General features: G+C 69.3%; 14 protein-coding genes. 4 read left to right on the top strand and 10 right to left on the bottom strand.

What is annotated here, in order from left to right; all coding sequences use genetic code 11:
* Window position 1: 1 nt before the first annotated feature.
* Both PQI23_RS01440 and PQI23_RS01435 read right to left on the bottom strand, forming a co-directional pair.
* Window positions 2–1408, bottom strand: coding sequence for an ABC transporter permease (locus PQI23_RS01440; protein ID WP_339970857.1), 1407 nt, complete (start codon window positions 1406–1408; stop codon window positions 2–4).
* On the bottom strand, window positions 1405–2190 hold the full coding sequence (locus tag PQI23_RS01435) for an ABC transporter ATP-binding protein (protein ID WP_339970855.1): 786 nt from the start codon (window positions 2188–2190) through the stop codon (window positions 1405–1407). Before PQI23_RS01435 ends, PQI23_RS01440 begins: the two co-directional genes overlap by 4 nt.
* A gap of 143 nt (window positions 2191–2333) precedes the next feature.
* Here PQI23_RS01435 and PQI23_RS01430 point away from each other — a divergent pair, with 143 nt between their 5' ends.
* Window positions 2334–3383 carry an LLM class flavin-dependent oxidoreductase gene (locus PQI23_RS01430; RefSeq protein ID WP_339970853.1) on the top strand — a complete coding sequence of 350 codons (1050 nt, stop codon included), beginning with the start codon at window positions 2334–2336 and terminating at the stop codon, window positions 3381–3383.
* Between the two features lie 9 nt (window positions 3384–3392).
* On the opposite strand, the gene PQI23_RS01425 is transcribed toward PQI23_RS01430, so the two are convergent.
* The 4 genes from PQI23_RS01425 to PQI23_RS01410 form a co-directional block, all read right to left on the bottom strand.
* Window positions 3393–3896, bottom strand: coding sequence for a GNAT family N-acetyltransferase (locus PQI23_RS01425; RefSeq protein ID WP_339970850.1), 504 nt, complete (start codon window positions 3894–3896; stop codon window positions 3393–3395).
* A gap of 38 nt (window positions 3897–3934) precedes the next feature.
* Window positions 3935–4567, bottom strand: coding sequence for a maleylpyruvate isomerase family mycothiol-dependent enzyme (locus PQI23_RS01420; protein WP_339970849.1), 633 nt, complete (start codon window positions 4565–4567; stop codon window positions 3935–3937).
* 83 nt (window positions 4568–4650) lie between these two features.
* Entirely contained in the window at window positions 4651–5109 is a 459-nt protein-coding gene (locus PQI23_RS01415; RefSeq protein ID WP_339970847.1) for an ASCH domain-containing protein, read from the bottom strand.
* Between the two features lie 28 nt (window positions 5110–5137).
* Window positions 5138–5623, bottom strand: a complete 486-nt coding sequence (locus PQI23_RS01410) for an SRPBCC family protein (RefSeq protein WP_339970845.1) — start codon at window positions 5621–5623, stop codon at window positions 5138–5140.
* Window positions 5624–5822: 199 nt separating this feature from the next.
* Here PQI23_RS01410 and PQI23_RS01405 point away from each other — a divergent pair, with 199 nt between their 5' ends.
* From PQI23_RS01405 to PQI23_RS01395, 3 genes are read left to right on the top strand one after another with little or no spacing between them, the layout of a single operon-like run.
* A complete protein-coding gene (locus PQI23_RS01405; RefSeq protein WP_339970843.1) occupies window positions 5823–6542 on the top strand; it encodes a VIT1/CCC1 transporter family protein in 720 nt (239 codons plus the stop codon).
* Window positions 6543–6584: 42 nt separating this feature from the next.
* The gene (locus PQI23_RS01400; RefSeq protein WP_339970840.1) at window positions 6585–6980 is read left to right on the top strand and encodes an MGMT family protein; all 396 of its coding nucleotides are present in this window, start codon (window positions 6585–6587) and stop codon (window positions 6978–6980) included.
* Entirely contained in the window at window positions 6977–7873 is an 897-nt protein-coding gene (locus PQI23_RS01395; protein WP_339970838.1) for a substrate-binding domain-containing protein, read from the top strand. The genes PQI23_RS01400 and PQI23_RS01395 overlap by 4 nt, the downstream gene beginning before the upstream one ends.
* A gap of 11 nt (window positions 7874–7884) precedes the next feature.
* Here the strand turns inward: PQI23_RS01395 and ypfJ are convergent, their stop codons facing one another.
* The 4 genes from ypfJ to PQI23_RS01375 form a co-directional block, all read right to left on the bottom strand.
* A complete protein-coding gene (gene ypfJ, locus PQI23_RS01390; RefSeq protein ID WP_339970837.1) occupies window positions 7885–8775 on the bottom strand; it encodes a KPN_02809 family neutral zinc metallopeptidase in 891 nt (296 codons plus the stop codon).
* A 254-nt stretch (window positions 8776–9029) separates the two neighbouring features.
* Complete coding sequence (locus PQI23_RS01385; RefSeq protein ID WP_339970835.1) at window positions 9030–9947, bottom strand: glutaminase; 918 nt, start codon at window positions 9945–9947, stop codon at window positions 9030–9032.
* A gap of 8 nt (window positions 9948–9955) precedes the next feature.
* Window positions 9956–10933 (bottom strand): prolyl aminopeptidase, encoded by a 978-nt coding sequence (gene pip, locus PQI23_RS01380; protein ID WP_339970833.1) that lies wholly within the window; start codon window positions 10931–10933, stop codon window positions 9956–9958.
* Window positions 10934–10966: 33 nt separating this feature from the next.
* Complete coding sequence (locus PQI23_RS01375) at window positions 10967–13057, bottom strand: acyl-CoA dehydrogenase family protein (RefSeq protein WP_339970831.1); 2091 nt, start codon at window positions 13055–13057, stop codon at window positions 10967–10969.
* Window positions 13058–13061: the final 4 nt, after the last annotated feature.

Genomic DNA, 13061 nt, shown 5'->3' with positions numbered 1-13061 from the left:
GTCAATCCGCTGCCAGCGCAGCGACGGGCGAGAGGCGGATCGCGCGCCGGGCCGGCACTGCGGCCGCCCCCACCGCCAGCAGCGCGCCGAACACGACGACTCCGGCCAGCACCGGCCACGGGATGGAGGGCGCCGCGAGGCCGACCTGCGAGCCGAGGAGCGTCTGAGCGGCCACCCAGCCGTACCCGATGCCGAGCGCGAGGCCCAGTCCGAGTGCGGCGACCGTCATCTGCGCGCTCTCCGCGACGATCATGCGTCGCACCTGCGATCCGGTGAAGCCGAGCGTGCGCAGCAGGCCGAGTTCTCGGGTGCGCTGCAGCACGTTCAGCGACAGCGTGTTCACCAGACCGACCGCGGCGATCACGGCCGAGAAGCCGACGAGACCGGTGAAGATGCCGGTCGTGATGCTGAGCGTCTGATCGAGCGCCCGAGCCATGGCGGGGTCGAGCTCGAACGCGAGCAGCGTCATCGAACGATAGCTGTCGAGCGCGACGGCGAAGAGCGTCACGAGCGTCACGCCGATCACGAGTCCGATCGTCGAACGGGCGCTCCGCTCGGGGTATCGCATCGCATTCGCCGCGGCGAGCGCGCCGGTCGGCCCCCGTCCGATGACCCGGCCCGCGAGGCGCAGCACCGGCGGCATGATGAGGTGCGCTCCGATCGCGATGCCCGTGAATGAGGTGAGCCCTCCGATGAAGGCGACGAAGAGCGCGAGCGGAGTGAGAAATCCGAGCACCAGCCCGAGCGCGAGCAGGGCGCACCCCGACATGATCAGGATCACGGCCCAGACCGATCGACCCGATCGTCCGCGCGCGGCTTCGGGCCGAAGTTCGACCGCGGCGCCCGTCGCGGCGATCGGCGAGACGGATGCGACGCGACGCGATCCGGCCCAGGCCGCGGCCCACGTCGTGAGCGCGACGATCACGACCGCCGCGAGCGACAACGGGTCGAACAGCGGGTAGTCGCGGCCGTCGGGCAGCCAGCCCCACCCCGGCCCGAGCCGGGTGACGGCGAGCGCGAGCGCCTCCGCGAGCACCCACCCGATCAGCGCTCCCAATGCGCCCATGAGCAGTCCTTCTCCCGCGACGCGTGACCGCACCGAGCGCGCTGTCGCACCGATCAGCCGCAGGAGCGCGATCGTCCGCGTACGCCCCGCGATCACCGTCGCGAAGGTGTTCGCGGTCACGATGGCGCCCACGTACAGCGCGATGATGATGAAGATGAGGCTCACCATCAGGAGCACGAGCCGGAACGTGCCCGATTCCTCGATCAGCGCCGGGTCGAGCGCCGCGGTCAGAATGCCGGTGCCGAGTATGAGGGTGACGGCGAACAGGGTGCCGAGCGCCGCGACGACGATCGTCGCGACGTGCTCGCGCAGCTTTCCGGAGGTCCCGGTGACCGCGCTCATGCCCGGTCACCGCCGCCGGCGACGGCGCCCCGCTCGAGGCCCAGCATGGTCTCGGAGATCTGCTCGGGCGACATCGCGCCCCGGTCGGCGACGATGCGGCCGTCGGCGAGGAAGAGGATGCGGTCGGCGTGGCTCGCGGCGATGGGGTCGTGGGTCACCATCGCGATGCTCTGCCCCGATCGTTCGACCGCGGATCGGAGCAGGCCGAGCACCTCGCGGCCCGTGCGCGTATCGAGGGCCCCCGTGGGCTCATCGGCGAAGATGATGTCGGGCTGCGTCGCGAGCGCGCGGGCGATCGCCACGCGCTGCTGCTGGCCTCCGGAGAGCTCGTGCGGGCGGTGCGTCGCGCGATCGGCGAGACCGAGGGCACCGAGCAGCGCGTCGATGCGCGCCAGGGTGTCGCGATCGGGTTTCACCCCGTCGAGGTGGAAGGGCAGGAGGATGTTGCCGCGCACATCGAGCGTCGGAACGAGGTTGAATGATTGGAAGACGAAGCCGATCCTGCGCCGACGGAGTCGTGTCAGCGCGACGTCCCCGAGTCCCGTGATCTCGTCGCTCCCGAGCCATACGCGACCGCTCGTCGGGGTGTCCAGGCCGGCCATCACGTGCATGAGCGTCGACTTGCCCGATCCTGATGGCCCCATGATCGCCGTGAACTGCCCGCGCGCGATGCCGATCGATACTCCGTCGAGTGCGCGCACCCGCTGTTCGCCATCGCCGTAGTGCTTGCTGAGGTCCGCGACGAGCGCGACCATTGCTCGTGAGCCAGGTGTTGTCTGCATACTCCGACGGTACGAGCGGATCATGGTCGACCGGATCGTGCTGGAGTACGAAGCACATGGGCCCACGGTGCCGATTCCGGCGCCGGACGTCCCGGAAACTGCATGCGCGGGAATATATCTGGCCCACCCGAGTTGCACCGATCATGAAAGCATTCGGATTCCTCTCGTTCGGGCACTACGGCCCCGTTCCCGGCTCGCGCGTGCGCACCGCGGGCGACATGCTGCGCCAGACCGTCGAGCTCGCCGAAGGCGCCGACGAGATCGGTGTGAACGGCGCCTACGTGCGCGTGCACCACTTCGCACGGCAGGCGGCCTCGCCGATCCCGCTGCTCACCGCCATGGCCGCCCGCACGGAGCGCATCGAGGTAGGCACCGGCGTGATCGACATGCGCTACGAGAACCCGCTCTACCTCGCCGAAGAGCTCGCGGCGCTCGACCTCCTCGCCGACCAGCGGATCGCGATCGGCATCAGCCGGGGGTCGCCCGAGACCGCGCTGCGCGGGTACGAGGCCTTCGGGTACGGCGGATCCGACGACCCGCGCGGCGCCGACCTCGCTCGCGAGAAATTCGACACCTTTCTGCGGGCGATCGACGGCGAACCCGTCGTCGACAGCGACCCGCAGATGGCTCCCCCGGGCAGGCTCGCCATCGAGCCGCGCTCGCCCGGGCTGCGCGACCGCATCTGGTGGGGCGCGGGATCGCGCGACTCCGCCGAGCAGGTGGGCCGCATGGGCGTGAATCTCATGAGCTCCACTCTGCTCACCGAAGCGACCGGCCAGCCGTTCCACGTCTTGCAGCGCGAGCAGATCGACCGCTACCGGCAGGCCTACCGCGAAGCCGGCCACGCCGGCAGCCCGCGCGTCTCGGTCAGTCGCAGCGTCTTCCCGATCGTGTCGGCCGAGGACGAAGCGTACTTCGGGCTGCGCTCCCGCGAGAACATGGACCAGGTCGGGATCATCGACGGGTTCCGCTCGACCTTCGGCAAGACCTACGCCGACGCCCCCGACCGGCTCATCGAGCAACTCAGGGCCGACGAGGCGGTGATGGCGGCGGACACGCTCATGCTGACGATCCCGAACCAGCTCGGCCCGGAGTACAACCTGCACGTGCTGCAGTCCTTCGCCGAGCACGTCGCACCGGCGCTGGGCTGGAAGCCGAACACGGAGGGGCCGGTGCAGGGCGACGCGGTCTGAGACCGCGTTTCAGAGCTCGAGCTCCATGAACACGCTGTGCGGGTCGTCGCGGTAGTTGCCGAACGGCCCGCACTCGGAGAAACCGGCGCGGCGGTAGAGCGAGCGCGCCGCGATGAAGAAGTCAGCGCCCCCGGTCTCGAGCACAATGCGTTCGACGCCCCGCGAGCGCGCGTCCTCGAGCGCGAACTGCAGCAGCCGAGCCCCGATTCCCTCACCCCTGCGCGCCGGGTCCGTGCGCATGCTCTTCAGCTCTTCAACTCTGGGGTCGGCGGCGGGGCCGTCGGAGCCGGCGTCGGAGTCGGCGGCGGGATCGACTGCGGCGAGCGCGACCGTTCCGACGACGTCCGGGCCCGAGTGCGCTACCCACAGCTGCACACCTGCGCCTCGGAGCCCGTCGACCGCGAGCGCGTGGCGACTCTCGGGCGGAGCCGTCGGTGCGAGATCGACGAGGTGCGCGTCGAGGAACGCGAGCAGGCGGGCGTCGGAGAAGTCGGCGGGCGCGATGTCGATCATGCGCTCGATTCAAGCACCCCCGTGTTACAGCACTGGACTCAGGCGCCGAGTCGCCCCGCCAGCTCCTCCACGCCGTCACCCGAGAGCCGCGGGAGAAACGCACGCCGCCCCGCCATCACCATGACGAGCGCGAGGATCGGCCCCCGCACCACCGGGCCCTCGCCATTCGCGAAGTCCGCGTCACTCGCTTCGAGCGACAGGCCGCGAACCATCTTCTTGCTGTTCACCGCGAAATCGCGCGTCGCGAAGAACCGTGCGATCTCGAGCACGCTCCGAGGGTCCGGATCGAGCGCGAGGCCGAGCGGCTGCGCGATGTCCTGCCCGTGCACGACGACCTCACCCAGAAAGGCCGCGTAATCGCGCGTCGGGGTGATCCGGCTCGGCACCGCCTCGCGGAAGCGGACGAGCGTCGCTGCCGTGTCTTCGCCGCGGTACCGCTCGATCATGCGATCGTTGTGCTTCGCGGCGTCGAACCCCGCGCGGACGATGCTCAGCAGCCACGCCGCCGTTCCCGTGCTCGCCGCTGCGGTGAGATGCGCGACGACCTCCTCGACCGTCCAGCCGTCGCACAGCGACGTCGCCTGCCACTGCGCATCCGTGAGCCCGCAGAGCACCTCCTCCAGCCCGGACCGCTCGGCTCGCACAAGGGTCTCATAAGCGTCGCGTTGCATGTGCGCCTTTCGAAGCTCGTTCCGCTGCGCCACGAAGGATGGCCGCAGCACATTCTCACACGGCCGCGGGCGCGGTGCCGCCACTACGGATACCGCAGGCGGAAGCGCTCGCAGACCACCGGCATGTCGGGCGCGAACCCCCGGTCGTTCTCGGAGTACCGGCGCCAGTAGCGCTCGTGCGTCTCGCGCCAGTCCGCGAGGGTCCGATCCCCCTCGCCCTCGGAATGGGCATGCTCGGCGGTGACGTCGCAGAACGGGACGGTGTCGATCCGGGTCGTCTCGAGCACGGCCCGCGGCATGCCGGCCCCGTCGAGAATGATGCTGAAATCCCCGACGGCGGGCACCGGATCGCCGCTCGCCTCGAAGTCCCAGAGCGACGACGCGGTGCCCGTCTTCGTGCCGGCGAGCACGAGGCCGAGCAATTCATCGGCGTGCTCGGGTGTCGCACCGAAGGCCCACACCTCGGGAAGCGCCTCCGGAAGCGTCGGGTCCTCGATCCGGCGCTCGTCCCAGAAACTCGCGATCGCAACGTCTGCATTCATGTCGGGCACTCTACCGCCGCCGCGAACGCTACATCTCCAGGTAGGCCTCGCGCAGGGCCGGGTAGTACTGATCGAACCCCGGGCGCTCGGTCCCCTCGGTCGCCGCGACGAGCAGGTCGAGGTAGTACTCCCACCCCGGGCCGATCTCCCCCACCGCGTCCTCGGAGCTGAGGTGGTGCACGAACGTGAGTAGGGAATCATCGCCGTCGGCTTCGAGGTGCAGCTCGAGACGCCAGGAGCCCACCTCCTCGTCCGACAGCAGGGCGAGATACCGGCGAGGCTCGCACGCGAGGATCTTCATCGTGACCGCCGGCTCGTGCTCCTCGAACCGCATGCGCACGCGCACCGCTCCACCGACGCGCTGGTCGCCCTCCCAGGGACCGAACCACTGCTCGGTGAGATCCGGATCGGTGAGATACGCCCACGCTTCCGCGTCGCTCAGCGCCAGGGAACGCACGAGTATCAGGTCTCGCCCGCGCTCCGTCGCGACGACGCGCCCGCTCGCCTCGGTCATGTCGGCCTCCAACCTCTGCAGGGGCGGAATCGGACACCCCTTCTCAGCCTAGAGCGAGAGGAGCCGCATCCGCGAAGTTCGCCGCGACGAACTCACGACACACCCTGATCCGAGGTCTGATCCGGGCTTCTCCCGATCACGCGGAACTTGCTACGGTTGCTGCTCGTGCGCCGCCGCGCACCGCACGACTGGAGCTTTCATGAGCGATTACGACATCGCGAACCCGCACGACTACGACCACCGCCACGCCGACGTCAGCGCCGGCTGGCTGCGAGCCAGCGTCTTCGGCGCGATGGACGGGCTCGTATCGAACCTCGGTCTCATCGCGGGCATCGCGGCAGCCGGGGCCGCGCCGGGCATCGTCGCGATCACCGGCATCTCCGGGCTCATCGCGGGCGCGATCTCGATGGCGCTCGGCGAGTACACGTCGGTGCGCACGGCGAACGAGCAGCTCGACGCCGAAGTGCGCATCGAGCGGGAGGCCCATCTGCGCAACCCCGAGGGCGAGATGGCGGAGCTCACGGCGCTGCTCGAGAACCTGGGGGTCGAGCCGAGGATCGCCGAGACCGCTGCCGAACAGGTCCACGCGAACGCCGACCAGGCCGTGCGCGTGCACCTGCTCTCCGAGCTCGGCCTGAGCCCGGAGGAGCAGCCGTCCCCATGGGTCGCAGCGTTCTCTTCGCTGGCGGCGTTCGGCGTCGGCGCGTTGATCCCGATCCTCCCCTTCATCTTCGGATTCGGCACCCTCGGATTCGGGCTCGCCTTCGGCGGCGTCGGTCTGCTGATCGCCGGCGGCCTCGCGGCCCGCTTCACCAAGCGCAACTGGCTGATGGGCGCGACCCGTCAGCTGCTGTTCGGCGGCGTCGCCGTCGCGGCGACGTACACGATCGGGTCGCTGCTCGGCGTCTCCGTGGCGTAGGGCGACGGCCGCGCGCGGCTTCCGAGCGCGTAGGCTTACTGCATGCCCAGCGCCGAATTCGTCGAAGCTGTGCTCGACGTCGTCGCGCGCATCCCTCGCGGTCGCGTGATGACGTACGGCGATGTCGGGATCGCGATCGGTTCATCGGCGCCCCGCGCCGTCGGCCGCGTGCTCGCACTGTACGGCCACGCGTCGCCGTGGTGGCGCGTCGTGCCCGCGAGCGGCCTGCCTCCCCAGGGGCACGCCGCACTGGCTCTGCCGCTCTATCTCGACGAGGGCACCCCGATTCGCGCCACCGGTGCTCCGCGCGCGGGTACCGCGGCCGCGGTGAGCGCGGACGCCGCGCGCCGTGCGCAACTCGCGGGCGACTACCGCATCGCGCTCTCGGCGGCTCGGCTCCCCTACACGCACGACATCTACGGAGAGGTGGCGCTGTGAGCGACACGACACCCGCACACGAGTCCGACGCGACGAACGGCGGCGGATCCGCCCCGGCTCCGATCAGCCTCGGGTTCGCCCGCGGCATCGCACCGAGCAAGTGGGCACGGCGCTGGAAGGCAGCGACGCCCGGGCGCAAGCTCGAACTCGTGCCGCTGGAGGTCGCATTCGGCTCCCCCCTCGACGCGCGGGCCGGCGAGACGGCGGCGGCAGCAGCCGACTGCGATGTGCTCATCGAACGCACCGCCCCTGACGAGCGCCCCGTCGGCACTGAAGGCGGCGACGGCGTGCGGCGCGCGATCCGTCTCTACGCCGAATCGATGGCGCTCGTCGTACCCGCCGATCACGAGCTCGCGCAGCAGGAATCGGTGAGCCTCGCGGAGATCGCGTTCGTCACCCTGCTCGATCACCCCGACCATTCCCCCGCGTGGCCCGCCGCGCAGCCCTGGGCCGACCCGTCGTGGATGCCGAAGGGACCTCGCGCCGCCTTATCACTCGTGGCGACCGGGGCCGGGGCGATCCTCCTTCCCGTTCCGCTCGCGCGCCACCTCATCACCAAGCGCGAGCACGTGGTGCTCCCCATACGGCCTGAACCCGGCGAGCAGCCGCTCGACGGCCCCGTCGTGTGGGCGGTGTGGAACGCGGAGCGCGATGACGCCACGGTGCAGCACCTCGCCGGCATCCTGCGCGGGCGCACCGCGAACAGCTCGCGTGAATCAGCCCAGGAGGAGACGAAGCGCACCGCTCGCGCGCCCCGCGTGCACGCGCAGCCGAAGAAGCAGGCCCCGAAGCTCAAGCCGAACTCGCGCGGCGCGCAGTTGCAGGCGGCGAAGGAGAAGGCCGAGCGCAAGAAGGCGGAGGCGCGGCAGGCCAAGCGGCGTAAGCGCCGCTGATCCGCGCCGCCCTAGAGGTCTGCGGCGCTCACATCGAACGTGCCGCAGGCCGTCGGCCCCTGCTCGTATCCCCTCATGAACCAGCGCTGCCGCTGCTCCGAACTGCCGTGCGTGAAGCGCTCGGGGTTCACGTCCACGCCGGCCGACTCCATGATGTGGTCGTCGCCGACGGCCGCGGCGGCGCTCATCGCGTCGTCGATCTGCTGCTGCGTCACCGGTTTCAGGAATGTGACGCCCTGGTCGTCCGTGGTGGTCGAGGCGGCCTGCACCCAGGCGCCCGCGAAGCAGTCGGCCTGCAGTTCGAGGCGCACCGACCCCGAGGCGGGGCCGCTCTCGCGACCGGCGCTCTGCAGCGTGCCGATGAGATTTGAGATGTGGTGCCCCCACTCGTGCGCCAGCACGTACATCTGGGCGAGCGAACCGTCGGACGCGCCGTACTCGCCCGAGAGCGTGTCGAAGAACGCGACGTCGATGTAGATGGTCTCGTCGGCCGGGCAGTAGAAGGGCCCCGTCGCAGCTGACGCGGCACCGCACCCCGACTGCGTCTGCCCGTCGAAGAGGATCACGGGGCCCGGAGAACGGTAGTTGCCGACCTCCTCGGCCCAGAATCGGTCGAGGGAATCGGCCGTCGCGTTCATGCGGCATTCATCGTCGGTGTTCGCGTCGACGCCGCTCTTGCACGCGTCGAGCACGACCTCGGACTGCTCCGACGTCGCACCGCCGCCGACCGCCTGCTGCACGGCGGGAGCGAACGGAGTCAGATCGAACCCGAGCAGCTGCGAACCGAGGGCGAGCAGCAGCGCGATGCCGATGCCGCCACCCGCGACCATTCCGCCGGTCCGAGCGCCGCGGCGCTTCCTGACCTTGCTGTTGTCGATGCGCACGTTGTCGTTGAACGTCATGACTCCCCCTCCGTCGCTCGCAGACCTCATCGGTGCTGACCCATCCGCGATGTTTCAGAGTGTACTGCGCCGACGCACCGCGGTGCGGTGCAGTACACTGCGGAGCGGTGCGTCGGCGCCCATCGTGAGCGGGGTCGCTTCGGGAGCGTGTTGCGGGCCGGCACCCGAGCGACACCCTCCCGAAATGACCCCGCTCGCAGAAGCGCCGACCGAGGAGCACCGGGCGACGACCGGCGCTCGGCCGCGCGTTCGGGCTAGAAGATCGACCAGCCGGTGCGCGATGTGAGTTCGTCGAGCGCAGCCATGCCGATCAGCGAATTGCCCGACGCATCGAGCCCGGGCCCCCACACGCAGATCGAGCAGACGTCGGGCACGATCGCGAGGATGCCGCCGCCGACGCCCGACTTGCCCGGCAGCCCGACGCGGTACGCGAACTCGCCCGCCGCGTCGTAGAAGCCCGACGTGAGCATGACGGCGTTCATCCGCTTCGTCTGGTTGCCGCTGAGCAAGTGGCGCCCGTCGGCGCTCTCGCCGCGTCGAGCGAGGAACGCCCCCGCGGCTGCGAGATCCGTGCAGCTCATCGCGATCGAGCACTGGCGCACGTACCGATCGAGCACCGCGTCCACATCGTTGATGAGATTGCCGAAGCTGCGCAGCAGGTGGGCGATCGAGGAGTTGCGATCGGCGTGCGCGAGCTCGGAGGCCGCGGTGAGCGCATCGATCGAGACATCCGGGTTACCCGACTCGGTGCGCACGAAGTCGAGCACGGGGTCCTCGGCGTCCGGCGTCAAGGAGAGCAGGTGATCGGCGACGACGAGCGCCCCCGCGTTCATGAACGGGTTGCGCGGGATGCCGCGCTTGTACTCGAGCTGCGCCAGTGAATTGAACGCCGCTCCGGAGGGCTCGCGGTCCACGCGCTGCCAGATCTCATCGCCGTCCCCCGCGATCACGAGCGCGAGTGAGAAGACTTTCGAGATGCTCTGAATCGAGAATTCGACGTCGGCATCGCCTGACGAGAACTGGGTTCCGTCGGTCATCATCACGGAGATGCCGAACTGGTCGGGGTTGATGGCGGCGAGCCGCGGAATGTAGTCGGCGACGCTTCCCGAGCCGATCAGCGGTCGTACCGCCTCGTGCACATCGTCGAGGATCTCCTGCAGGTCGACGGTCATCGGGTGCCTCACGCTGCGGCGAACCGGTCGGTCGCTCGAACGAGCGCGTCGATGATGCCCGGTTCGCTCGCGGCGTGACCGGCATCGGGGATCATCTCGAAGTGCGCTTCGGGCCATGCGCGGTGCAGATCCCATGCGGTCTCGGGAGGCGTGCACGCGTCGTACCGGCCCTGCACGATCACTCCGGGTATGCCGGCGAGCTTCTCTGCTGCGTCGCGGATCAGCTGCCCCTCGTCCAGCCACCCTGCGTTCGTGAAGTAGTGGTTCTCGATCCGAGCGAAGGCGACCGCACCCGCTGCGTCCTCCCGCGCGCCGGCGATGCTCTCCCGGTCGGGGATGAGCCTGATCGTGGAGTTCTCCCACACCGTCCACGCCACTCCGGCGGGCACGTGCACCGCAGGATCCTCGTCGAAGAGGCGTCGGTGGTACGCCGCGACCAGGTCCCCCCGTTCGGGTTCGGGAATCACCGCCAGGTATTCCTCCCAGACATCGGGGAAGAGGTGCGAGGCGCCCTCCTGGTAGAACCACTGAATCTCGCTCGCGCGCAACGTGAAGATGCCGCGCAGCACGAGCTCCGTGACACGCTGCGGGTGGGTCTGCGCGTACGCGAGGGCGAGGGTGGAGCCCCACGATCCTCCGAAGACCTGCCAGCGTTCGATGCCGAGCTTCTCCCGCAGCCGCTCGATGTCGGCGACGAGGTGCCAGGTCGTGTTCGCGGAGAGGTCGGCGTCGGGTGCGCTCGCGTGCGGCTCGCTCCGTCCGCAGCCGCGCTGGTCGAACAGCACAATGCGGTAGCGCTCGGGGTCGAAGAACCGCCGATGATCAGGGGCGCATCCACCGCCCGGCCCGCCGTGCAGGAAGACGACGGGCTTGCCCTCCGGATTCCCGCAGGTCTCCCAGTAGATGGAGTGCCCGTCGCCGACATCCAGCATGCCGTGTTCGTAAGGCTCGATGGCCGGGTAGAGGTCGCGCAGCACTTCCGTCATGCGACCAGCCTAACGAGCGACGCTACGGTTCGGTCAGCTGGCCTTCGCCTGACTGCTCTGCCGCGCTACGCTCTGCTGCTGCTTGCGAAGCTCCTTCTCGTGAATCGGCCAGGTTCCCGCGGCTCGCTGCGCTTCGACGTAGTCGTGGGCCTCCTGCTGCCGCTCCGCCTCGATTCCCGTGGCGATCTCCGCGCGCAGCAGTTCCGGGGTGAGACCGAACGGCTCGATCAGGTCGAGGGCGTGCGGGCTCAGTCGGGTGATGAGTCGGTCGACATATGCCGTGACCGACTCGGCCCGGTGCGGGGAGATGCGCCCCGCCATGAGATACCAAGCGGCATTGCGCTCGATGATTCCGAGCCCGAAGAGATCCCTCATCCAGGTCAGCACCTGCCGCGACCCGGCATCGTCGATCTTCTCGAGCGCATCGGTGAACGCCTCCCACTGGAGCAGTTCGCCGTGAGCACGCGCCGCCTCGATGAGCTTGGCCTGCTGCGCATTGAACGCGTTCTCATTGGCGACCGCACGCGCGTGTCGATCCTCTTTCGGGATGCCCTTCGTCACATCGCGCAGTGCGAGCGCGATCTCACCGATCATTGTCTGCACTCGGTCTGTCAGCAGTTCCCTCTGGGCCTGCGGCGAGCGCATGCTCTCGATGGAACGGGCGACCTGGCCGAAATCTGCGATGCTCTGGCCCACGACGCGGAGCCCGAAACGGCTGACGCGGTTGCCGAACTGGCTCGCCGCCGCTCGCGCGAGCGTCGCTCGATCCGCGTTCTTGAACTGCGCGGCGTAATCGCTGAGCAGTCGCTTACCGACGAGCTGCAGCAGTACGTTGTTGTCGCCCTCGAACGTCACGTAGATGTCGAGATCTGCGCGAAGACCGACGATGCGGTTCTTCGCCATGAACCCGGCGCCGCCGCACGCTTCGCGCGCCTCCTGCAGCGTGTCGAGCGCGGCCCACGTCGACAAGGGCTTGAACGCCGCGGCCAGGGTTTCGAGATCCTCTCGATTCTCGTCCGTGTCCTTCGCACCCGAGAAGACCTCGTCGAACACGGTCAGAAGACGCTCGTCGGCGAACTGCATGGCGTACGTCTGCGCGAGACGCGGGATCAGACGCCGCTGGTGCAATCCGTAGTCGAGCAGCACCGTTTCACGCCCGGATGCCCCGGGGAACTGCCGCCGCTCGCTGCCGTACCGGATTGCGATGCCGAGAGCCGCCTGCATCGCGCGTACGGCGGACCCGTCGAGCGAGACGCGTCCCTGCACGAGCGTGCCGATCATCGTGAAGAAGCGACGCCCGGGGCTGTCGATCTCCGACGAGTACGTTCCGTCGGGCGCAACGTCGCCGTACCGGTTGAGCAGGTTCTCACGCGGCACGCGCACGTGCGTGAAATGCAGGCGCCCGTTGTCGATGCCGTTCAGTCCGCCCTTCACTCCGTCATCCTCGCTGCCCACTCCGGGCAGCATCTCGCCGGCCTCGGTGCGGATCGGGACGTAGAACGCGTGCACGCCGTGGTTCACGCCGCGCGTGATGAGCTGCGCGAATACCACGGCGGCTCGACCGTGCAGCGCGGCGTTGCCGAGATAGTCCTTCCACGCGCCGGCGAAGGGCGTATGGATCTCGAACTCCTGCGATTCCGGATCGTAGGTCGCCGTCGTGCCGATCGATGCGACGTCCGAGCCGTGTCCGATCTCCGTCATCGCGAAGGCGCCCGGAATCTTCAGGCTGATCACGTCGGGGAGCCACCGCTCGTGGTGCTTCTCCGTGCCGAGGTGCAGGATGGCTGCGCCGAACAGCCCCCACTGCACACCGCTCTTGATCTGCAGCGAGGGGTCGGCGAGCACGAGCTCCTGGAACGCCGCGATGTTGCCGCCGTGGTTGTCGCTGCCTCCGACGGCAGCCGGGAACGCGCGCTGAATCGCCCCCTCCTCCACGAGAATGCTCAACTGCTCGAGAGCGCGCTCGCGATGTTCGCCCATCGACTGCCCGGGGATCGTGTGGAGGCGCGAGTCGGCGGCGAGCTGACGCGACTCGAGCCGTTCGGTCTTCCATTTGCCGAGCAACGCGTCGCTCACGACTGCGGTATCGACTCGGGGCTGGGACGACGAGTTGAGTTCGGCCATCGGG

It is taken from the genome of Leucobacter sp. USCH14 (genome assembly GCF_037619215.1).
Lineage (GTDB): Bacteria > Actinomycetota > Actinomycetes > Actinomycetales > Microbacteriaceae > Leucobacter.
Note: the sequence above shows the minus strand (reverse complement) of the source record. Positions and strands in the feature narration are given on the sequence as shown.

Coding starts and splice junctions, on each gene's coding strand:
- PQI23_RS01440 (WP_339970857.1), bottom strand. CDS start 1,408: ATGAGCGCGGTCACCGGGACCTCCGGAAAGCTGCGCGAGCACGTCGCG.
- PQI23_RS01405 (WP_339970843.1), top strand. CDS start 5,823: ATGAGCGATTACGACATCGCGAACCCGCACGACTACGACCACCGCCAC.
- PQI23_RS01410 (WP_339970845.1), bottom strand. CDS start 5,623: ATGACCGAGGCGAGCGGGCGCGTCGTCGCGACGGAGCGCGGGCGAGAC.
- pip (WP_339970833.1), bottom strand. CDS start 10,933: ATGACGGAAGTGCTGCGCGACCTCTACCCGGCCATCGAGCCTTACGAA.
- PQI23_RS01400 (WP_339970840.1), top strand. CDS start 6,585: ATGCCCAGCGCCGAATTCGTCGAAGCTGTGCTCGACGTCGTCGCGCGC.
- PQI23_RS01435 (WP_339970855.1), bottom strand. CDS start 2,190: ATGCAGACAACACCTGGCTCACGAGCAATGGTCGCGCTCGTCGCGGAC.
- PQI23_RS01430 (WP_339970853.1), top strand. CDS start 2,334: ATGAAAGCATTCGGATTCCTCTCGTTCGGGCACTACGGCCCCGTTCCC.
- PQI23_RS01420 (WP_339970849.1), bottom strand. CDS start 4,567: ATGCAACGCGACGCTTATGAGACCCTTGTGCGAGCCGAGCGGTCCGGG.
- ypfJ (WP_339970837.1), bottom strand. CDS start 8,775: ATGACGTTCAACGACAACGTGCGCATCGACAACAGCAAGGTCAGGAAG.
- PQI23_RS01425 (WP_339970850.1), bottom strand. CDS start 3,896: ATGATCGACATCGCGCCCGCCGACTTCTCCGACGCCCGCCTGCTCGCG.
- PQI23_RS01375 (WP_339970831.1), bottom strand. CDS start 13,057: ATGGCCGAACTCAACTCGTCGTCCCAGCCCCGAGTCGATACCGCAGTC.
- PQI23_RS01415 (WP_339970847.1), bottom strand. CDS start 5,109: ATGAATGCAGACGTTGCGATCGCGAGTTTCTGGGACGAGCGCCGGATC.
- PQI23_RS01385 (WP_339970835.1), bottom strand. CDS start 9,947: ATGACCGTCGACCTGCAGGAGATCCTCGACGATGTGCACGAGGCGGTA.